18 protein-coding genes are annotated in these 19,783 nt (G+C 41.6%); 5 read left to right on the forward strand and 13 right to left on the reverse strand.

Going from position 1 to position 19,783, the window contains the following annotated elements; translation table 11 throughout:
- Positions 1-82: 82 nt before the first annotated feature.
- From ABIN91_RS16845 to ABIN91_RS16855, 3 genes are all read right to left on the reverse strand, one after another.
- Positions 83-790 (reverse strand): TIGR00730 family Rossman fold protein, encoded by a 708-nt coding sequence (locus ABIN91_RS16845; protein ID WP_348052430.1) that lies wholly within the window; start codon positions 788-790, stop codon positions 83-85.
- 133 nt (positions 791-923) lie between these two features.
- Positions 924-2,402, reverse strand: a complete 1,479-nt coding sequence (locus ABIN91_RS16850) for a sodium:solute symporter (protein ID WP_348052432.1) — start codon at positions 2,400-2,402, stop codon at positions 924-926.
- Between the two features lie 75 nt (positions 2,403-2,477).
- On the reverse strand, positions 2,478-2,831 hold the full coding sequence (locus ABIN91_RS16855; protein WP_348052434.1) for a four helix bundle protein: 354 nt from the start codon (positions 2,829-2,831) through the stop codon (positions 2,478-2,480).
- Between the two features lie 112 nt (positions 2,832-2,943).
- On the opposite strand from ABIN91_RS16855, the gene recR reads away from it, so the two are divergent.
- The 3 genes from recR (at position 2,944) to ABIN91_RS16870 (ending at position 5,232) form a co-directional block, all read left to right on the forward strand.
- Positions 2,944-3,561, forward strand: coding sequence for a recombination mediator RecR (gene recR, locus ABIN91_RS16860; protein WP_348052436.1), 618 nt, complete (start codon positions 2,944-2,946; stop codon positions 3,559-3,561).
- A 13-nt stretch (positions 3,562-3,574) separates the two neighbouring features.
- Positions 3,575-4,390 (forward strand): SDR family oxidoreductase, encoded by an 816-nt coding sequence (locus tag ABIN91_RS16865; RefSeq protein ID WP_348052438.1) that lies wholly within the window; start codon positions 3,575-3,577, stop codon positions 4,388-4,390.
- A 113-nt stretch (positions 4,391-4,503) separates the two neighbouring features.
- The gene (locus tag ABIN91_RS16870) at positions 4,504-5,232 is read left to right on the forward strand and encodes a DUF4184 family protein (protein WP_348052440.1); all 729 of its coding nucleotides are present in this window, start codon (positions 4,504-4,506) and stop codon (positions 5,230-5,232) included.
- A 390-nt stretch (positions 5,233-5,622) separates the two neighbouring features.
- On the opposite strand, the gene ABIN91_RS16875 is transcribed toward ABIN91_RS16870, so the two are convergent.
- The 10 genes from ABIN91_RS16875 to ABIN91_RS16920 all read right to left on the reverse strand — a co-directional run bounded on the left by ABIN91_RS16875 (position 5,623) and on the right by ABIN91_RS16920 (position 16,159).
- Complete coding sequence (locus ABIN91_RS16875; protein ID WP_348052441.1) at positions 5,623-6,243, reverse strand: L-threonylcarbamoyladenylate synthase; 621 nt, start codon at positions 6,241-6,243, stop codon at positions 5,623-5,625.
- Positions 6,244-6,349: 106 nt separating this feature from the next.
- Positions 6,350-6,868 carry a YceI family protein gene (locus ABIN91_RS16880; RefSeq protein ID WP_348052443.1) on the reverse strand — a complete coding sequence of 173 codons (519 nt, stop codon included), beginning with the start codon at positions 6,866-6,868 and terminating at the stop codon, positions 6,350-6,352.
- A 184-nt stretch (positions 6,869-7,052) separates the two neighbouring features.
- Entirely contained in the window at positions 7,053-7,454 is a 402-nt protein-coding gene (locus tag ABIN91_RS16885; protein WP_348052445.1) for a hypothetical protein, read from the reverse strand.
- A 51-nt stretch (positions 7,455-7,505) separates the two neighbouring features.
- Positions 7,506-8,756: a GTP-binding protein gene (locus tag ABIN91_RS16890; protein ID WP_348052447.1), complete on the reverse strand. Its 1,251-nt coding sequence runs from the start codon at positions 8,754-8,756 to the stop codon at positions 7,506-7,508.
- A 174-nt stretch (positions 8,757-8,930) separates the two neighbouring features.
- On the reverse strand, positions 8,931-9,836 hold the full coding sequence (gene cysD, locus ABIN91_RS16895; protein ID WP_348052449.1) for a sulfate adenylyltransferase subunit CysD: 906 nt from the start codon (positions 9,834-9,836) through the stop codon (positions 8,931-8,933).
- A gap of 8 nt (positions 9,837-9,844) precedes the next feature.
- Positions 9,845-10,588, reverse strand: a complete 744-nt coding sequence (locus tag ABIN91_RS16900) for a phosphoadenylyl-sulfate reductase (RefSeq protein WP_348052451.1) — start codon at positions 10,586-10,588, stop codon at positions 9,845-9,847.
- Positions 10,589-10,592: 4 nt separating this feature from the next.
- Positions 10,593-12,107, reverse strand: a complete 1,515-nt coding sequence (locus tag ABIN91_RS16905) for a TSUP family transporter (RefSeq protein ID WP_348052453.1) — start codon at positions 12,105-12,107, stop codon at positions 10,593-10,595.
- Between the two features lie 9 nt (positions 12,108-12,116).
- Positions 12,117-14,222, reverse strand: a complete 2,106-nt coding sequence (locus tag ABIN91_RS16910) for a HEPN domain-containing protein (RefSeq protein WP_348052454.1) — start codon at positions 14,220-14,222, stop codon at positions 12,117-12,119.
- A gap of 244 nt (positions 14,223-14,466) precedes the next feature.
- Positions 14,467-14,904 (reverse strand): Rrf2 family transcriptional regulator, encoded by a 438-nt coding sequence (locus tag ABIN91_RS16915; RefSeq protein ID WP_348052456.1) that lies wholly within the window; start codon positions 14,902-14,904, stop codon positions 14,467-14,469.
- 223 nt (positions 14,905-15,127) lie between these two features.
- Positions 15,128-16,159, reverse strand: coding sequence for a GntR family transcriptional regulator (locus ABIN91_RS16920; protein ID WP_348052458.1), 1,032 nt, complete (start codon positions 16,157-16,159; stop codon positions 15,128-15,130).
- A gap of 348 nt (positions 16,160-16,507) precedes the next feature.
- On the opposite strand from ABIN91_RS16920, the gene rhaT reads away from it, so the two are divergent.
- Complete coding sequence (gene rhaT, locus ABIN91_RS16925) at positions 16,508-17,635, forward strand: L-rhamnose/proton symporter RhaT (RefSeq protein WP_348052459.1); 1,128 nt, start codon at positions 16,508-16,510, stop codon at positions 17,633-17,635.
- 27 nt (positions 17,636-17,662) lie between these two features.
- Positions 17,663-19,783: a bifunctional aldolase/short-chain dehydrogenase gene (locus ABIN91_RS16930; protein WP_348052461.1), complete on the forward strand. Its 2,121-nt coding sequence runs from the start codon at positions 17,663-17,665 to the stop codon at positions 19,781-19,783.

A 19,783-nucleotide genomic window follows, 5' to 3' on the forward strand; every position in this document is an offset into this window, starting at 1 on the left:
AAAGGGTTGTTTTACATGTAAACTTAAATAAAAAAAGCGATGATATTTGCTATCATCGCTTTCAAATAAAACAGAAGTTCTATTAAAAATTTGGTTTCAATACATACTTATCGTAGAAACGGAAGATGTGTTCAACAGCTTCTTCTGCCGTATCAACCACACGGTAAAGGTTCAGGTCGTCCGCTTTAATGTTATTCTCGGTGTTCAGCATCTTATCCTCAATCCATTTGAACAGGCCGCCCCAATAATCTGTACCAACAAATACGATAGGAAAGCGGGCAATTTTACCCGTCTGGATCAGGGTGATTGCCTCGAATGATTCATCCATTGTGCCAAAACCGCCCGGAAGGATGATAAAGCCCTGTGAATACTTCATGAACATTACCTTACGCACAAAAAAGTAATCAAACTGCATCACTTTATCCCTGTCGATATATTTATTGTGGAACTGCTCAAAAGGTAACTCAATATTTAAACCTACCGATTTACCACCTGCTTCGTATGCGCCTTTGTTGGCAGCCTCCATAATACCCGGCCCACCGCCCGATATTACACCGTAACCACGCTCGGTTAGCAAGCGGGCACAGGTTTCTGATAAGGTATAGTAAGGGTTGTCGTTCTTTGTCCTGGCCGATCCGAAGATGGATACGCAGGGGCCAATTTTGGCCATTTTTTCAAAGCCGTCAACAAACTCGGCCATTATTTTAAATATCTGCCAGCTGTCGGTTACTTTAATTTCCTGCCAGTTTTTGTTCTCAAAGGCTTGTCTAATTTTGTCTTCACTTGTCATAATACGCGTCAACTCCGCCGTTTGCGGAGGTTCTTTTTGTTTTAAAATGTAATCTGCAAAAGTAAGTATTTTTAGTTCATAGTTGATGACCTATAGATCATGGAGAAAGCCTCATACAAATTCTTACTATCAACTATGATATATGAACTTTCTTAGATGATGTGATCCATAATCCCACAAAAGTGATCAAGCCATTTACAATGATGAGTTCATTATCAAAGGTATAACCGCCCAATAAGGTTTTTGAGTTGGTGCTCAGATAAAAACATACCGCGGGCGATACCAAACAAATAAACGGTACCAGCTTATCTTTAACCTGGCGGCTGCTCACCAATAAGCCAAAAGAATACAAACCTAAAAGCGGACCGTAAGTGTACGATGCCACCTTGAAAATAGCGCTCACCACCGCATCATTATTGATAGAGTTGAATACGATAATGGTTAAAAACATCAAAAATGAAAAGCCGATATGCACATAATGCCTGGCGCTTATATTCTTTTTGCTGTTCACATCGGCGCGTTTGTTAAAGTTTAAAAAATCGACACAGAACGAGGTTGTTAAAGCCGTAAGCGCCGAATCGGTAGTAGCGAAGGTAGCCGCGGTCAATCCCAGCATAAATACAATGGCCGGTACCAAACCTAAATAGTTTAAGGCTATGGTAGGGTATAGGTAATCAGTTTTAGCAACGGTAATACCATTTTTAGCGGCATATATGTATAGCAAGGCTCCCACGCTTAAAAAGAAGATGTTGATCACCACAAATACGCCCGTAAAGCTGAACATGTTTTTTTGTGCTTCGCCGATGTTTTTACAGCTCAGGTTTTTCTGCATCAAATCCTGATCTAAACCCACCATAGCTATGGTAATGAACAAACCACCCAAAAACTGTTTGCCAAAATGGAGCTTATTAGCCAGCAGATCGTTAAAGAAGAATATCTTAGAGTAGCTGCTGTTTTTGATAGCATCTGCCGCCTGGAAAATATTCATATCTAAGCTACGGCAAATAAAGTAGATAGACAGGAACACCGATGATACTAAGAAAAGCGTCTGCAAGCTATCGGTAATAATGATGGTTTTTAATCCGCCCTTATATGTATATAGCCATATCAATATCAAACAAATCATCACTGTTACCGCGAAGGGAACGCCATAGCTATCAAAAATGAACTTCTGCAATACAATAACTACCAAATACAAGCGGAACGCCGAGCCAATAGTACGGCTCAATAAAAATATAGCTGCCGCCGTTTTATAGCTCCAGGTACCTAAAGCACCCTCAATGTAACTGTAAATGGAGGTCAGCTTTAGGCGATAATACAAAGGCAACAGCACCGTAGCAATAATGATAAACCCCGCCGCGTTACCCAGTACAAACTGGAAATAAGCAAACTCATCGCCACTGGGCGCACCTACCTTACCGGGAACGGATATAAAGGTAACTCCGCTTAAAGCTGTACCTATCATACCGAAAGCTACCAAATACCACTTGGAGTTACGGTTGGCCACAAAGAAGGTATCGTTATCGGATGATTTCCTCGAAGTCAAAAAAGAAATGATGATCAGAACAAGAAAATAGCCAATAATGAAGGATAAGAGTACCGCTGGTGACATAAGTTTTGGGGTTCATGGTTCGTGGATCATAGTTCATGGCCGATCATGACCTGTAACTATAATTTTGAACCTAATTTAATTAAGTGAATTTCTTAAATTGGTTATCATTTTAACAAGTTGTTCGTAATCTTCATACAATTGCTTAAACGTTTCATCTTTTATATAATTTCTCTTTTTGGCAATAAATAAACAACTTACTACTTCTATAGCTGATCGTAATGCATAACCAAGAAATTGCTTGAATACAGGTTTGGTTTGGCCTGTTGAGCCTTCGGCTATGTTCAGTACAACAGAATCAGCAGCTCGTTTAATTTGTGACGTTAAAACTAAGATCTCATCTTTAGGAAAACTTTTGGTTAGCTTATTTATGCTATCATCAAGGTCCAAAGCCTTTTGCCAAACGTGTAAATCTTCAAACCTAAAAGGCATAATAATTTGTTACATGTAAAGTCAATATTAGTAAAAATACCATAAACCTCATAGCTTTTTCACTATGAACTATGAACCATCAACTATGAACCAAAAATAGTAATTTAGCAACATGAACTTTTCGTCGAAGTTATTGGAGAACGCGGTGAGCGAATTTAGCAAACTGCCGGGGGTAGGACAGAAGACCGCGTTACGCTTAGTACTCCATTTATTGAACCAGGATAAGGATGAAGTAGAAGCCTTCAGTAAGGCAATAAGCAAGCTCCGTAACGAGATCCAGTTTTGCGGTGTGTGCCACAACATATCAGATCTGCCCATTTGCGAGATCTGCTCGGCACCCAAGCGCGACCGTACTTTAGTTTGCGTTGTTGAAGATACCCGCGATGTAATGGCCGTTGAAAATACCAGCCAATACAACGGATTGTACCACGTACTCGGCGCATTGATATCGCCAATGGACGGCATTGGTCCGTCGGACCTCGAAGTAGATTCGCTGATAGAGCGCCTCCGTACCGATGAAGTTAAAGAAGTGATCTTCGCTCTAAGCGCGACCATGGAAGGCGATACCACCATATTCTACCTGCACAAACGATTAAAAGACTTTAACATCAATATATCAACCATAGCACGCGGCATAGCCTTTGGCGGCGAACTGGAATATGTGGACGAGATCACCCTCGGCCGCTCCATCACCACCCGCGTACCTTACGATAGCGTAAGCGCAAGATAACCCATTACAATTTATGAGCTTAAAAAACAAAGTGATCATCATAACCGGCGCATCATCCGGAATAGGCAAAGCCATGGCTATCGAATTGGCAAGCCGCGGTGCGAACCTGGTACTTGCCGCAAGGCAATACGTTACTCTGTGCGAAATAGCGCAGGATCTGCAAGAGCGTTTTGGCATCCGTGCCATAGCCGTACAATGCGATGTAGCAGTGGAAGAAGATTGCCACCACCTCATCAAACAAGCCATAAGCACTTTTAAAACCATTGATGTATTGGTGAACAATGCCGGTATATCAATGCGTGCCTTATTAAAGGATGTTGACCTTGATGTGCTCAAAAAACTAATGGACGTTAACTTTTGGGGCACCGTGTATTGCATCAAATACGCATTACCCTACATTACCAAAACCCAGGGCAGCATAGTTGGTGTATCATCCATAGCGGGTTACAAAGGTTTACCGGGCCGTACAGGTTACTCCGCATCCAAATTTGCCATGAATGGCTTTTTAGATGCATTAAGAGTTGAAAACCTGAAAACCGGAGTCCACGTAATGACCGCTTGCCCGGGTTTCACCGCATCAAACATCCGCAATACCGCCTTAGCCAAAGACGGCAGCCAGCAAGGCGAAAGCAGCATGGACGAAGGCAAAATGATGAGTTCCGAAGAAGTAGCCAAGCGTATATCCAACGGCATCGAAGCCCGCAAACGTACCCTGATCATGACGGTACAGGGCAAGCTAACCGTTTTGCTAAGCAAGTTTTTACCTGGCCTGCTTGATGGCATGGTATACAATGTTTTTACTAAAGAAAAAGACGCGTTGTTGAAATAACCAACCTTCCCACGCGTCATTGCGAGCGATAGCGTGGCAAACTCTACTTAGGACAATCGGCCATGCTTTCTTACTAAATCCGCAATCGAACATCCGCAATCTCAAATCAAAAAATGCCTTTAACCTTTTCCCATCCCGCAATAGTTTTACCACTAAACTACCTGCCTAAAAAATGGGTATCGTTAACCGGATTAATTGCTGGCAGTGTAGCTCCCGATTTTGAATACTTCTTCAGGATGAAGGTATCGAGCATTTACAGCCATACTTGGCTGGGCATGCTCTGGTTTGATCTGCCCGTGGCAATTCTAATCTGTTTTGTTTATCACGACGCAGTAAAGGTGCAGTTAATCTCTAACCTGCCTTCAATATTAAACAGGCGTTTTAAAACATACCAGGCTTTTAATTGGAACAGGCACTTTATACAAAACCTGCTCATTGTATTAATGTCCATTATTATTGGCATAGCATCGCATCTGTTTTGGGATAGTTTTACACACGCGACAGGCTATTTTGTAGAACTTTGGAATATGACAGTTCCTGTAAAGTTATCATATTTCCAAATACCCCTTTACAAACTCATTCAGCATACAAGTACAATAATTGGCGGTATAGTTATCCTGATAGCGATTTATCAGATGCCTATGCACACTGCGATCAAAAACAAGTCAATCGCGAAATACTGGTTTACGGTAGCTGGCATTACCTTAGCGGTGATCTTATTAAGATTACTGTTTGGATTAGATTTTCATCAATATTGGAATCTCATCGTAACAACAATATCAGGCGTTATCCTGGCTATTGTAGTAACATCCTTGTTTATCAGCAAATCACAATCACTTTAATCTAACCCATGTCATTGCGAGGTACGAAGCAATCGAAAGGAGGTAGGCTCGCTCTGCATAGTCCGCGATTGCTTCGTACCTCGCAATGACAGAAATGTATATAGGGGGGAAATAGTAAGAAATCCAACGCTGACGCGAGCGTCCCGATCGTGTCTATTATTCTAAGGCCTCCGGCTTCATTTCGTCAAGGGGAGATTTACGGTGATTTATTTGAGCAGGTTATTCCGGTAATTTATTCTGCCGTTTGTTTAATGTAGTCACAAAATCGGATAAGAGGGGGAAATAGTAAGAATATTTTAAGAACTTTTATAACCCTGTTTAACCGGGTTATAAGCAATACAAAGATACAAAATCATATCGTGATTCCTGAGCCTTAATTCTTGTCTCTTATCACAAATACATCTCCAGATCACCCTTACCTTCCCTTATCACCTCAAACTCACCCGTAGTGCAATCCACCACTGTCGACGGTACATTATCACCATAGCCGCCATCTATCACCAGGTCAACCAGTTCTTCATATTTTTCGTGAATCAATTCCGGGTCGGTAGTATATTCCACAATCTCGTCCTCATCTTTAATGGATGTGGATAGGATTGGGTTACCCAGCGCTTTCACAATTTCGCGGGCTATGTTGTTATCGGGCACACGGATACCAACCGTTTTTTTGTTGGAACTTAACAGCTTGGGTACATTGCTGTTCGCATTAAAAATAAAGGTAAACGGACCGGGTAAAGCCTTTTTCAATACCCTAAAGGTTTCGTTATCAATCGGCTTAATATAATCGGATATATGCCGCAGATCATAACATACAAAAGAGAAGTTAGCCTTCTCCGGTTTAATGTTCCGTATCTTACAAATAGCCTCAATGGCCCGGTGGTTGGTAATATCGCAGCCTAAACCATAAACGGTATCGGTAGGATAGATAATGAGCCCGCCCTTTTTCAAAACCTGAACAACCTGCTCAATGGTTTTCTCGTTAGGGTTTTCGGGGTATATTTTAATTAGCATGATAGATATTAGACAGTTGAGCGTGTAAATGGTTGCTAATTTAGCAAAAAATAAAAAAAGCCATCCGTTACCGGCTGGCTTTCAAATATATAACATGGCTTAAAATTTAAGCTTGTTTAGCAAACTGCACGTTGATGATCAGTTTAATATCCGAGCCTAAAACAATAGCGCCGGCTTCGGTAACACCATCCCAAACCAAACCGAAATCTTTACGGTTAATTTTACCGGTAATTTCAAAACCAGCTTTAAGGTTACCATAAAAATCGGTAGCGGTACCACCATGTTCAAGGTCAAGCGTAACCGGTTTGGTTACATCTTTAATGGTTAAATCGCCAGTCAGGCTATCAGCAGTAATAGCTGTCGATTTGAAAGTGATCTTTGGATACTTTTCAGCATCAAAAAACTCAGCGCCTTTTAAATGACCATCGCGCATTTCCTGGTTAGTGTCAATGCTGTTAACATCTAAACTAAATTCAGCGGTAGCTCCTTCAAAGGTATCTCCTTCGGTTTCAACTGTACCTTCAAATGTTTTAAATGAACCCGTTACAGTTGATATAACCAGGTGTTTAACTTTAAACTGAACTTCTGAGTGCATTGGGTCTAAAACCCATTTTGTAGTTGCCATAATATTGTGTTTTTTATTGATTAATTTGATTTAATACCTCAAAGGTAAATAAATAGCTGTTTAAACATGTAATTTTATTGTAAACAAAAAGTTATCAAATTGTAGACGATAAAAAACTTACAAAGTGTTATTAATCAAAGAAATAAGATAATGAAATGTTTTAGGATAGATTAATTTTTGAAAACTAATCTTCCGTTTTATTGTCCTGCTCCTCTGAGGTAGGAGAAATTTTAGTTGCTTTGTGAGCCCGGCTCTCAAAAATATAATCCGGCTCCTGGTTTACCTCTGGATGTTTTTCAACTTTAGTAAAGTGAAAATCATATTCAGGTTCGGGTATGGGCTTGGGGCGCATTTTAACTGTGTACGAATACCAGAAATATAAACCCAAAAACAAAAAAACCGGGGCAACCAAAGGAACATTATCGGCACAAAAATTGGGCCAGCCATCAGTCATAAAATAATGGATCTTTTCGATAGGGATCCCACCGCACAGGTAAAACAAAAATACAAGATAATAGAATACACCAAGCGATGTTAAAATGATCGCCATGTATATTCTCCACAAGTAACTTCTGGTATCTTCCATGTGGCCTAAAATACGCGTTTAAACCCGTATTCACAATAAAAAAGCAATTTTTTAGTCGGCTATGGCCCTGAACATCAATGCACCTACAGTTAAATTGGTACGGCTATCAATTATAATTGCCCCTCCATTTGCTTTGTTATCCTGATAGGCATCAAAGGCCAAAGGTTCGGCAGTTTTAATAATAATTGAACCAATATCGTTCAGATTAAAGGTGTCGGCATTTACTTGCTCTAAAGTGTTTATGTTTACCTTGTACAACACTTCGCTAATTTTGCAACGGGTGGTTTTGCTGTTGTGCTGTATCAAATACGTCAGGCTTTGGTCCATCGGTTTGGTATCCATCCAGCAAATATCGCTTTGTATTAATTGTGATACTTTTGGCTGATGTAAAGAATTTACTAAAATATCGCCACGACTAATATCTATCTCATCTTTCAAATGCAGGGTAACAGATTGCCCGGCGGTAACCTCCGCTGGTTGCTTATCAAATATCTCGATCTTACTTATCGTAGAACTAAAGCCCGAAGGTAAAACAGTGATTTGATCGTTCACGCGGAAAGATCCGCTTAAAACCCTACCGGCGTAGCCACGGTAATCGTGCAGTTCTTCGGTTTGCGGGCGTACAACCCATTGCACCGGCATGCGGGCATGGTCGGTACTGTCGTCAATCGCTATCTCAACGGTTTCTAAATGGTCTAACAAGCTTTTGCCGGTATACCAGGTGATCTTGTCGCTTTTATAAACAATATTATCACCTTTTAAAGCGCTAACGGGTATGTAAGTTACTTCGCCTAAATTCAATTTGGTAGCCATGGCGCGGTAATCGGCAACTATCTTGTTAAAAACAGTCTCGTCATAATTAACCATATCCATCTTGTTCACAGCAACCACCACGTGCGGCAAGGCAAGTAACGATACTAAGTAGGAGTGGCGTATAGTTTGCTCAATAACACCTTTACGGGCATCAATCAATATAATAGCCAGGTCGGCATTTGATGCACCGGTAACCATGTTACGGGTATATTGAATGTGCCCTGGGGTATCAGCAATAATAAACTTGCGTTTTTCTGTCTGGAAGTACTTGTAAGCCACATCAATGGTAATGCCTTGTTCGCGCTCGGCCTTTAAACCATCGGTTAAAATGGCAAGGTCAATCGTACCATCATCGTTTTTACGATTTGATTGCTGCAAAGCCTCCAGCTGATCGGCCAAAATAGACTCACTATCATACAGTAAACGCCCTATCAGGGTACTTTTACCATCATCAACACTACCAGCCGTTAAAAATTTTAGAATGTCCATTGTTATATTTACACGTATGTGTTATTGCTTCTTCACTCGTCATTGCGAGGTACGAAGCAATCCCCGACTGTACAGGGCGAACTTGGATATTCGCTTGTCCTAAAGAGATTGCTTCGTACCTCGCAATGACGTTTTTTTTGTCTTGATTCTTGATTCTCGCTTCTTGAGTCTCTCTTAAAAATATCCGCCTTTTTTCCTGTCTTCCATAGCCGCCTCGCTCACTTTATCATCCATACGGGCGCCACGTTCACTAATTTTCGATTCGCTTATTTCGTTAATGATATCATCTATCTCAAACGCATACGATTCTACAGCGGCCGTACAAGTCATATCCCCAACCGTGCGGAAACGTACATTTTTGCGCGATATAATATCATCAGCATCCATGTTTAAAGCCTCGGCAGCAGCCATTAACTGGCCGTTACGGGTGATCACCTCACGCTCATGCGCAAAGTAAATTGATGGCAAAGCGATGTTTTCCCTGCGGATATAGTTCCAAACATCAAGCTCGGTCCAGTTACTTATCGGGAATACACGTACGTTCTCGCCCTTGTGTATCTTACCGTTATAAATATTCCAAAGTTCGGGGCGCTGGCGTTTTGGGTCCCATTGGCCAAACTCATCACGTACCGAAAAGATGCGTTCTTTTGCCCTTGCTTTTTCCTCATCACGGCGTGCGCCGCCAATGCAGGCGTCAAATTTATGTTCGGCAATGGTATCCAGCAAAGTAACGGTTTGTAAACTGTTACGGCTCGCGTTTTTACCTTTTTGCTCAATAACTTTACCCTGGTCAATAGCATCCTGAACGTAGCCAACAATCAGCTTTTCGCCAATTCGTTCTACCATTTCATCGCGGTAGCTTATCGTTTCCGGAAAATTATGCCCCGTATCAATATGCACCAGCGGAAAAGGAAATTTACCCGGCCTAAAAGCCTTCTCGGCCAAACGCACCAGTGTAATACTATCCTTACCACCCGAAAACAGCAGGGCAGGTTTTTCAAATTGCCCTGCTACCTCGCGTAAAATATATATCGCCTCAGCTTCCAGATCGTCTAAATAATCCAGTTTGTGTCTACTCATCTTATATCCTAATTACTTTTATTCTCCTCAAAAAAAGTTTCCTCGTGTGCTTCGGTGCTGTGCAAGCCGCATTCTTTTTTTGATTGATCTTCCCACCACCATCTTCCCGCTCGGAAATCCTCGCCCGGTTGTACGGCCCTTGTACAAGGTGCGCAACCAATACTTGGGAAACCCTTATCGTGCAGCGGATTGTATGGTACGTTATTTACTTTAATATATTCTTTAACCTCGTCTAAATTCCATTCAAAAATAGGATGAAACTTCACCAATTGGTTTCCCTCATCCCATTCTACATTGTGCATGTCCTCGCGGTTGGCAGATTGATCTGCTCTGATGCCGGTTATCCAAACATCATTACCAGCCAAAGCGCGTTTCAACGGCTCCAATTTGCGTATACCGCAGCATTCCTTCCGGTTTTCAACCGATTCATAAAAGCTGCTTGGGCCCTTAGTGCTCACCATTTGCTCAACAGCAGCGGCCTGCGGATAGTAGGCGTGTATATTGGCATCGTACATTTCTAAGGTACGGTTCCAAACGTAATAAGTCTCGGGGAATAAGCGGCCTGTTTCTAAAGTGAAAACCTTAATAGGCAGTTTATTGGCAAATATCATGTGACTGATCACCTGATCTTCCCAACCAAAACTGGTAGAAAATATAACTTTACCCGGAAACAGGTTGGCTAACTTAGTCAAGGCTTCAACAGGGGTTAACCCGGCTGTCAATTGTTTTATATCGTGTACTACTTTACTCATGGCTTTACAACACTTTTACAATAAATTTTTGAATGCTGTATAAACTGATCAAAATTACAATAACTGCCACAGATACCATAATGGCTTTTGTAGATATTTGGTTTGATACCTTAGCGGCGATAGGCGATGCTAACGCGCTGCCAATTACCAATCCAACAATCGCTTCCCAATGGTTACCATGGCTCAGCATCAGGATAAACGTTACCGAGCTCACCATAGCGATGAAGAACCGAGAAAGTTTGACTGTACCTAACGAGAAGCGTGCATTACGGCCACCGGCTATCAATGAAGATAACACGATAGAGCCCCAACCGCCACCACCAACCGCATCAATAAAACCGCCCCCAAAACCGAGTAACGAAATGCGTTTGATCTTTTTATCAGCTTTTTTATGCTTTCCCTTAAATGCCTTTTTGAAAATAACAATTCCTAATATAAGCGTATATAACGATACCGCAGGTTTGGTATACATGCTATAATGCTCTAATGACGATACCAGATAAGCACCTAAAACAGCGCCAATGATACCCGGTATCAGCAACAGCTTAAACAAGCGCCAGTTAATGTTTCCCATGCGGTAATGCATCCAGCCGGCAATGCCGTTGCTCATAATTTCGGATAAATGCACACCCATACTTGCCGCAGCAGGAGGAATGCCCATAGTTAACGAGAAGGTTGTTGAGGTAACCCCATAACTCATCCCGATGGCGCCATCAATCATCGCGAAGATGAAACCTGCCACTAAAAAATAATAGAAGGTAGGGCTAACGGTTTCTACAAAAGACTGAAAATCGGGATTCTTTAACCAAAAAGCTGTTATGGTGATGCCAATGGCTGCTATAATAGAGCACCATATCAACCAGTTAAAGTTTTTCCTGATAGAAATATCAGCCTTTGGTTCAACCAGTATAGATGTAACCTCGTTCAGTTTTTTAACTTTATCGGCAAAATCGCCGGTTAATGTGTTGCGCAACTGGCTCATTTGCTGTAATGTAGTGTCCAGCTCGTCTGGTAAGTTATCGTTCAGCACTTCTTTCAATCTTTTAGCTACCGTTGGCGATTTGCCATTGGTTGATATAGCCACTTTTAAATCTCCTTTTTGTACGATGGAACCCAAATAAAAATCACACAATGATGGCTTATCGGCTACGTTCAACAATAAATTATGTTGGTGAGCTACCTCGCGGATGTAGTTATTTAACGATTCGTTTCCGGTAGCTACCACAACTAAATTGGCACCTTCAAGGTCGCTCTCGGTAAATAACCGCTCGTGAATATTTACTTGCTTGTACTTTGCCGCCAAGGCGTAAACCTCGTGCGATACCACTTCGGCAACAACAGTTACTTTAGCCAGCGGACTATTATTCAATATCGCGTTAAGCTTCTCTAAGCCAACATTACCCGCGCCTATTAACACGGTATGCAATTCGTTCAGCTTTAAAAATACAGGGAACAACTGATTACCTTCGCTGGTATCAGGCGTAACTGTATTTATAATATCCTTCGGCGACGCACTCATGGGTAATTATTATGCTTGTATTAAAGCTTCGCGTTTTGTTTTAACGTTTTGAGTAAAGCTGTTGGCTTGCTGCAAGTAAGTAGTAGCAAAGGCTTCTGATGGTTCTTGTTTGTTTATCTGTAATATCAAGCTATCAAAAGTAGAACCGCCCAAATCAATTTCGCCTGTAGCCACATACTGGTTATCAAACTCACGGATGATGCCCGCGTGCGTGCTGCTATTTACACCTTTATCTAACAACAAAGCTTTAGCCGCGCTAATAAATACACTGTAAGAGTGGTAAATAGAATCGGCAAAACGGCTTTCGTTAAAGGCAGCTTGTGCCCAGCCAAGTTTTTCTTCCGCTTCAAATATCAATGTCGCAACTAAGTCTATCACCACACCCGCGCATTCGCCAACACCAATAGCGGTGGCATAAGTTTCTTCGTGGCCCCAGTCAATAAACTCATCGTCTTGCAGGGTAGTTAAGTCGGCAATTGGTTTTAGCAATTGGTAAAAATAATCTTTACCCTTACGGTCGTAGTAATCGTTAAATAACTCGTTATCGTTGGTGTTGCTTTGGTAATCGTTCAAAACCGCACGTAAAACAGTAGTAGCACGTTTGGCAGGTACTTTGGTTATCTTATCAGCCGCGCGGCCAATACCATCGCCAACAATACCGCCACCTAACAATACCTGTACAGATGGTAATACTTTCCCTTGCGATTTTAGTGAACTACCATGAAAACCAATATGAGCCAAACCATGCTGACCGCAGCTATTCATACAACCACTTATCTTGATCTTAATATCACGGTTATAGATCAAGTCTTCGTATTCGCTGTAAACAACATCCTCTAACACCTTAGATAAGGTCATGCTGTTTGAAATACCCAGGTTACAGGTATCTGTACCGGGGCAGGTGGTTACATCGGCAACGCTGTCAAAACCCGGAGCAGCTAAACCCAATTCGGTTAACCCGTTAAATAAATGCGGTAAGCTTTCTTCAGTAGCAAATTTTAACAATAAGCCCTGGTTTTGGGTAACACGTATCTCATCGGCAACATAAGGGCGAATGGCTTCAACCAGCTTACGCGCTTGCGCAGTAGGGATATCACCAACCTCTACCTTAATATATACACCAAAATAGCCCTTTTGCTTTTGTTCAAAAACGTTGGTAGCTCTCCAGTGTTTGTAACGCAAAGGGTTAGCAATTACAGCCTCTGGCAATACCGCTTTCGCAGGAGTTTGAGGTTGTGGAACCGTATCGCGATCTATTTTATATGTTTTTACCTTATTGGCAATAGTTTCTTCGTTAACCAGTTTCAAAAATTCTTCTAATCCAATTTTTTGGATCAGGAATTTTAAACGGGCTTTGTTACGGTTGTTGCGTTCGCCATAACGGTCAAACACACGGATAACCGATTCTGTATAAGGAATGATCAGATCTTCGTGCAAAAAGTCGTGTACGATATGCGCTAACGCGGGTTGAGCGCCTAAACCGCCACCTAAGGCTACTTTAAAACCACGCACTTCAACACCGTCCTCAATTTTTACTTTTGGGATAAAGCCCAGATCGTGAATAAAAGAGAAAGCGGTATCAGCATCCGTAGCCGAAAACGAGATCTTAAACTTACGGCCCATCTCCTGGCAAATAGGATTGCGCAAAAGATAGCTGAACATACCATGCGCGTAAGGCGATACATCAAAAACCTCATCCGGGTCAATACCCGAAGTAGGAGAGGAGGTAACATTACGAACGGTATTACCACAAGCTTCGCGCAAGGTAACATCATCCTGCTCCAGCCTGGCCCATAACTCAGGTGTGCGGTCCAAACTCACATAGTGTATCTGGATATCCTGGCGGGTAGTTAAGTGCAGGTTGCTGCTGGCGTATTCGTCACTTATATCGGCAATTTTTAGTAATTGCTTAAAAGTAACCTTGCCGAAAGGTAATTTAATACGTACCATTTGTACGCCCGGTTGCCGTTGGCCGTAAATACCACGGGCTAAACGCAAACTCCTGAACTTTTCGTCGTGGATTTTGCCCTCACGGAATGCACGGATCTTTTGTTCCAGATCAATGATGTCCTTTTCAATAACCGGATTTTCTAACTCGGTTCTAAAGCTTTGCATATACTTAGTTTAGCGCTATCATTTAAAAAAAATTCCCCTTCGGCCGTGCTGAAGAGGTATTTGTTATCTCGTATCGATCAATCCACACCTCTCATAAATCACTTTGTGATACAATGTTGCATACACATAATTTGATTGTTAAAGAGTGCCGTTAGTTTCATCACGACAAATATATATAAAGTATATGGAAATGGTAGTCTTAGTAGGATAATAAATTTGCTACCTCCAAATTGTTACATTAAAATTAGATTAGGGAAACTAAATTAATTTCGCGGTCAATAATGTCGGCGATGCTGGTTTCGGTTAAAATTTTCAGCGTCACATCGCGCACATCAATAAATATGCTGCGTATACCACAGGTTAGTTCAGATTTGCACTCTTCGCATTTGTGATAAAAGTTTAAACTGGCGCAGGGCACCATGGCAATAGGGCCGTCGGTAACGCGCATCACCTGTACCAGGTAAATATCTTTGGGGTCTTTGTTTAAACTGTACCCGCCGCCCGCGCCTTTTTTGCTGTATAAAAATCCGGCATTTCTCAGGTCCAGCAATATCTGTTCAAGAAATTTCTTAGGTATTTTTTCTTCTTCTGCAATTTTTGAGATCTGCACGGGCGGGTTTCCCATGTTTTTGCCCAGGCTCACCAAAGCTTTTATTGCATATTTAGTTTTTTTAGAAAGCATATATCGGAAAACGAATAATATTGGATATAAAGAACGGTAAATTATTGGTTATTGCAAAATTGTGTAACTTATTCCCTGTATACGGCAAAAATATCGCTTTAGTTGCTTTAAACGGGTGATTTTGTTAAAATAATACCCGGATTATTGATGCTAAAATAAACAGTACCGTTGTACTACCGGGCAATTAGCACATAATTATAACATACCACACAGATTTTATAGACTATAACGACGCCCGGAGAGTCAAATTAAATGGCGTTTCTATGTGTTCCGTCAGGCCGTTTAGTATCAAATAAGCCGTCTTTTCGCCCATCGCCTGGAAATCTGTCGAGATAGTGGTCAAACCATTCAAAATTATCTTTTTCAGCGGTGTTTCGTTGTACGATATCACACCAACATCGGTACCTACAATCAGGTCGGTTGATATGATGCGTTCTATCAAAGTAACCAGGTCGCTTTCCATCAGGTTAATATACGCCTCGCCTTTACCAATCTGTTCGGTTTCAATATCATGAATAACCTTGTAGTTAAAAGCATATTGATGACAAAAGTTGGTAAACCCGGTTAATATTTCGTGCGGGAAATAACTATGCTCCGGGAAAATGATCTTAATGGTATTGTATTTACTTAACTGTGGCAGGGCCTGTTCAAGCGCGTGATATAGATCCTGCTCAAAGTTTTCATACACGGCCGCGTAATTTCCCTCAACACCCGGAATGATCTTATCCAGTAAAATTAATTTCTCTTTTGGGATGGTGTTGATAATTTCGGATGCCTTTTCGCCACCTTCAACAAAATGGGGGATGATGACATAATGCGTATAATCATCATTTTTGTTTTGGAGCAGCTTTTTAAATAACGAAAAATCGTTGTTGTATATATATAGGTCTACCGCGGCCATATCGCCAAGTGCGGCAACAATAGCATCGTAAATAACTTTTTTGTGGTAACTAAGCTTGTTGAACAGTAAAAATACCTTTAGGTTATTGCTTAGTTCGGTGCTTTTAACATAATAACCCTTACCGGGGACGGACCCTAATAATCCTATTTTTTTTAAATACTTGTATGCCTTTTCGGCCGTATCCCTTGATATTTCAAAGTTATAGCTCAACTCGTTTATAGAAGGCAAAATATCGTTCTTACTGATCTTACCATCGCCAATGCATTTAATAATGGAGTTTGCCAATTGTAAATACTTCGGGGTAGACGAATAGTAATCAATAAAAATGCATTCAAATATGGGCGGTTGTTTCATTTGTCCGGTTTACAATTAGGATACAGTAAAACGTTGGTTATAAATAACAGGCTTTTTCTGCAACAAGAGTACGTAGATTTTATATTAATTGGTATAATGTTGCAAACATAATTACTTGTGTTTAGATAAAAAGTATCAAATTTTGTCATTTTTTATGCACTTTTTGACTTCCCTAAACTTTTTTTTTAACTAAAAAGTAAATTTCGGGATTAAGGGGCATAAAATTAACCAGTTGTTAACCTATAAAGCTTAACATACCATGACAGTGCATGACGGCCATGTAAACCACCTTTTCTACTTTTATTTCCTCTAATATGAAACCAATTCATAATAAACGCTAAATAAATAATGGAAGTAATTTTCGGTGTAATTTTTCACTTTATCGGCGGTTTCGCTTCCGGTAGTTTCTACATCCCGTACAAAAAAGTAAAAGGCTGGGCCTGGGAAAGTTTTTGGATAGTAGGCGGTATATTCTCATGGCTCATTGTTCCGCCGGTAGCGGCATGGTTAACAGTGCCACACTTTATGGATATCATCCGCGCAACAGATGGTAAAATTTTAATGCTAACCTACTTTTTTGGCTTATTATGGGGAATAGGCGGTTTAACTTATGGTTTAGGTGTTCGTTATTTGGGTGTATCATTAGGTAGCACCATTATATTAGGTTTATGTTCAGTATTCGGTGCTTTGGTTCCTGCTGTGTTCTACCAGTTTTCGCCAACCGCGGGTAAAGATAGCATCGGTACCTTAGCTACTTCACATTGGGGGCAGCTGGTATTATTAGGTATCCTGGTATGCGTTATCGGTATCATCATTTGCGGTAGGGCAGGTACATTAAAAGAGCGCGATTTGAATAAAGAAGGCGCTGTTGCTAACGAAAATAAAGATTACCGCTTTGGTTTAGGTATCACCGTAGCCATTGTATCGGGTGTGTTAAGCGCCTGTTTCGCTTTCGGGATTGATGCCGGCGCTCACATGGCCGATGCCGCTAACGCTGCATGGAGAGCAACCGAGCACATTACCGATACCCGTAATTTCCTTTATAAAAACAACGTTACTTATATCGTGATCCTTTGGGGCGGTTTAACCACCAACTTTATCTGGTGTATGATATTGAATGCCCGCAACAAAACATTCGGTAACTATACCGATGCTAAAACACCATTATTAAAAAATTACATCTTCTCGGCCTTAGCCGGTACAACCTGGTTCTTACAGTTCTTCTTCTACGGAATGGGCGAGAGCAAATTGGGTAACGGCGCCAGCTCATGGATCCTGCACATGGCCTTCATTATTTTGGTAGCCAACATGTGGGGTTTGGTATTAGGCGAGTGGAAAGGTGTAAGCAAAAAATCATTTACAACAGTAGTTATCGGTATCGCTACTATCATCCTTTCGGTGATCATTGTTGGATATGGAAATAATGTAAAAGATAAAGAAGTAGCAAAAACAGCACAAGTACAAGCAATCAAATAATAAAAATAAATACAAAAAAACATAACAATGTCTATCAACACAACACAATTTAAGCACGTGAGCTATTTATGGGACGAAGCGAAAGCCGCTGAATTGGCGGGTGACGAAGTTGCCCTTTTAATATACCGCTCTAATCTGTTAGGTGCCGATTTAAGGTTGACCAATTATGGTGGTGGAAATACATCATGCAAAGTACAGGCTAAAGACCCACTAACCGGACAAGACACGGAAGTAATGTGGGTTAAAGGCTCGGGTGGCGATTTAGGTTCGATCAAAAAGAGTGGCCTTGCCGCCCTGTACGTTGACCGCCTGCGCAGCCTGAAAAATATTTACCGTGGAGTTGAGCACGAAGATGAAATGGTTGAACTGTTCAACCACTGTATTTTCGATCTATCGTCAAAAGCGCCATCAATTGATACCCCGCTGCATGGTTTCTTACCATTCGCGCATATTGATCACTTGCACCCTGATGCGGCTATCGCTATCGCGGCAGCAAAAGACGGTAAAAAAATTACCCAGGAATTATTCGACGGCCAGATAGGTTGGGTTGAATGGAAAAAACCGGGCTTTGAATTAGGTTTACAGTTAAAAGCTTGTTTAGACGAGAACCCGGGTATCCGTGGTATCATGTTAGGCTCACACGGTTTGTTTACCTGGGGCGATACCGCTTACGAAAGCTACATCAACACATTAGAAGTTATTGAAAAATGTGCTGAGTACCTTGAGCAAAACTTTGGTAAAAAAGGCCCTGTATTCGGTGGTCAAAAAATACAAAGCCTTGAAGAAACTGCCCGTAAAACTCAGGCTGCAAAATTAGCACCAATATTGCGTGGTTTCTGCTCAAGCAAAACCTTAATGTTAGGTCATTTTACTGATGATGCCCGCGTATTGGAATTCATCAACTCTAACGATCTGGATCGTTTGGCTCCATTGGGTACCAGCTGCCCCGATCACTTTTTGCGCACCAAGATCAGTCCGCTGGTATTGGAATTAGCGCCAAATGAAGATTTGAGCGATGTTGCCGCAATTAAAGAGCGTTTAGCTCCGGCTTTCGAAGCTTACCGCAAAATGTATCAGGAATACTATGATACCTGCAAGCACCCGAATAGCCCGGCTATCCGCGATGCTAACCCGGTTATCATCCTTTACCCTGGTGTTGGGTTATTCTCTTTCTCTAAAGACAAACAAACCGCCCGTGTAGCTGCCGAATTTTACACCAACGCCATAAACGTAATGAAAGGCGCCGAAGCGGTTTCTGAATACACATCATTACCCCGTCAGGAAGCTTTCAACATCGAGTATTGGTTGTTAGAAGAAGCCAAACTGCAACGTATGCCAAAGCCTAAAGCCTTATCTGGCCGTATCGCTTTAATTACAGGTTCTGCAGGTGGTATCGGTAAAGCCATCGCTAAAAAATTCGTTTCAGAAGGTGCCGTAGTTATCCTGAATGATATGAACGCCGAGCGTTTACAAGCAGCAGGTGAGGAATTCAAAGCACAATTTGGTAAAGATTCATACGCTACCGCGGTGATGGATGTAACTAACCAGGCGCAAATTGACGCCGCTATGGATGTTGCCGCTTTAGCTTTTGGTGGTGTGGATATCATCATCAACAACGCTGGTTTATCGATCTCTAAATCAATTGCTGATCATACCGAAAAAGATTGGGACTTGTTATATGACGTATTAGTTAAAGGCCAGTTCTTTGTAACACAAGCTGCGGTTGCCGTAATGAAAAAACAAGCAACAGGTGGCGATATTATTAACATAGTAAGCAAAAACGCTTTAGTAAGTGGTCCAAACAACGCGGGTTACGGTTCGGCTAAAGCTGCACAGTTACACCTGAGCCGTTTGAACGCTGCCGAGCTTGGTGCTGATAAGATCCGTGTAAACGTAGTAAACCCTGATGCCGTTATCAGCGATAGCAATATCTGGGCCGGTGGCTGGGCCGAAGGCCGCGCAAAAGCATACGGAATCACCGTTGCCGAATTGCCTGCTTACTACGCCAAACGTACATTACTAAACGAGATCATTTTACCAGACGATATCGCCAACGCATGTTTCGCCTTCACAGGTGGCCTGCTAGGCAAATCAACCGGTAACGTATTAAACGTTGACGGTGGTGTTGCGATGGGATTTGTAAGATAG

It is taken from the genome of Mucilaginibacter sp. (assembly GCF_039921305.1).
GTDB lineage: Bacteria > Bacteroidota > Bacteroidia > Sphingobacteriales > Sphingobacteriaceae > Mucilaginibacter.

Bases quoted from the DNA above. Each gene is read 5' to 3' on its own strand.
- ABIN91_RS16885 (WP_348052445.1), bottom strand. From the start codon at position 7,454: ATGGAAGATACCAGAAGTTACTTGTGGAGAATATACATGGCGATCATT.
- ABIN91_RS16845 (WP_348052430.1), bottom strand. From the start codon at position 790: ATGACAAGTGAAGACAAAATTAGACAAGCCTTTGAGAACAAAAACTGG.
- ABIN91_RS16865 (WP_348052438.1), top strand. From the start codon at position 3,575: ATGAGCTTAAAAAACAAAGTGATCATCATAACCGGCGCATCATCCGGA.
- ABIN91_RS16915 (WP_348052456.1), bottom strand. From the start codon at position 14,904: ATGCTTTCTAAAAAAACTAAATATGCAATAAAAGCTTTGGTGAGCCTG.
- ABIN91_RS16900 (WP_348052451.1), bottom strand. From the start codon at position 10,588: ATGAGTAAAGTAGTACACGATATAAAACAATTGACAGCCGGGTTAACC.
- ABIN91_RS16910 (WP_348052454.1), bottom strand. From the start codon at position 14,222: ATGCAAAGCTTTAGAACCGAGTTAGAAAATCCGGTTATTGAAAAGGAC.
- ABIN91_RS16905 (WP_348052453.1), bottom strand. From the start codon at position 12,107: ATGAGTGCGTCGCCGAAGGATATTATAAATACAGTTACGCCTGATACC.
- ABIN91_RS16920 (WP_348052458.1), bottom strand. From the start codon at position 16,159: ATGAAACAACCGCCCATATTTGAATGCATTTTTATTGATTACTATTCG.
- ABIN91_RS16855 (WP_348052434.1), bottom strand. From the start codon at position 2,831: ATGCCTTTTAGGTTTGAAGATTTACACGTTTGGCAAAAGGCTTTGGAC.
- rhaT (WP_348052459.1), top strand. From the start codon at position 16,508: ATGGAAGTAATTTTCGGTGTAATTTTTCACTTTATCGGCGGTTTCGCT.
- ABIN91_RS16930 (WP_348052461.1), top strand. From the start codon at position 17,663: ATGTCTATCAACACAACACAATTTAAGCACGTGAGCTATTTATGGGAC.
- recR (WP_348052436.1), top strand. From the start codon at position 2,944: ATGAACTTTTCGTCGAAGTTATTGGAGAACGCGGTGAGCGAATTTAGC.
- ABIN91_RS16850 (WP_348052432.1), bottom strand. From the start codon at position 2,402: ATGTCACCAGCGGTACTCTTATCCTTCATTATTGGCTATTTTCTTGTT.
- cysD (WP_348052449.1), bottom strand. From the start codon at position 9,836: ATGAGTAGACACAAACTGGATTATTTAGACGATCTGGAAGCTGAGGCG.
- ABIN91_RS16880 (WP_348052443.1), bottom strand. From the start codon at position 6,868: ATGGCAACTACAAAATGGGTTTTAGACCCAATGCACTCAGAAGTTCAG.
- ABIN91_RS16870 (WP_348052440.1), top strand. From the start codon at position 4,504: ATGCCTTTAACCTTTTCCCATCCCGCAATAGTTTTACCACTAAACTAC.
- ABIN91_RS16890 (WP_348052447.1), bottom strand. From the start codon at position 8,756: ATGGACATTCTAAAATTTTTAACGGCTGGTAGTGTTGATGATGGTAAA.
- ABIN91_RS16875 (WP_348052441.1), bottom strand. From the start codon at position 6,243: ATGCTAATTAAAATATACCCCGAAAACCCTAACGAGAAAACCATTGAG.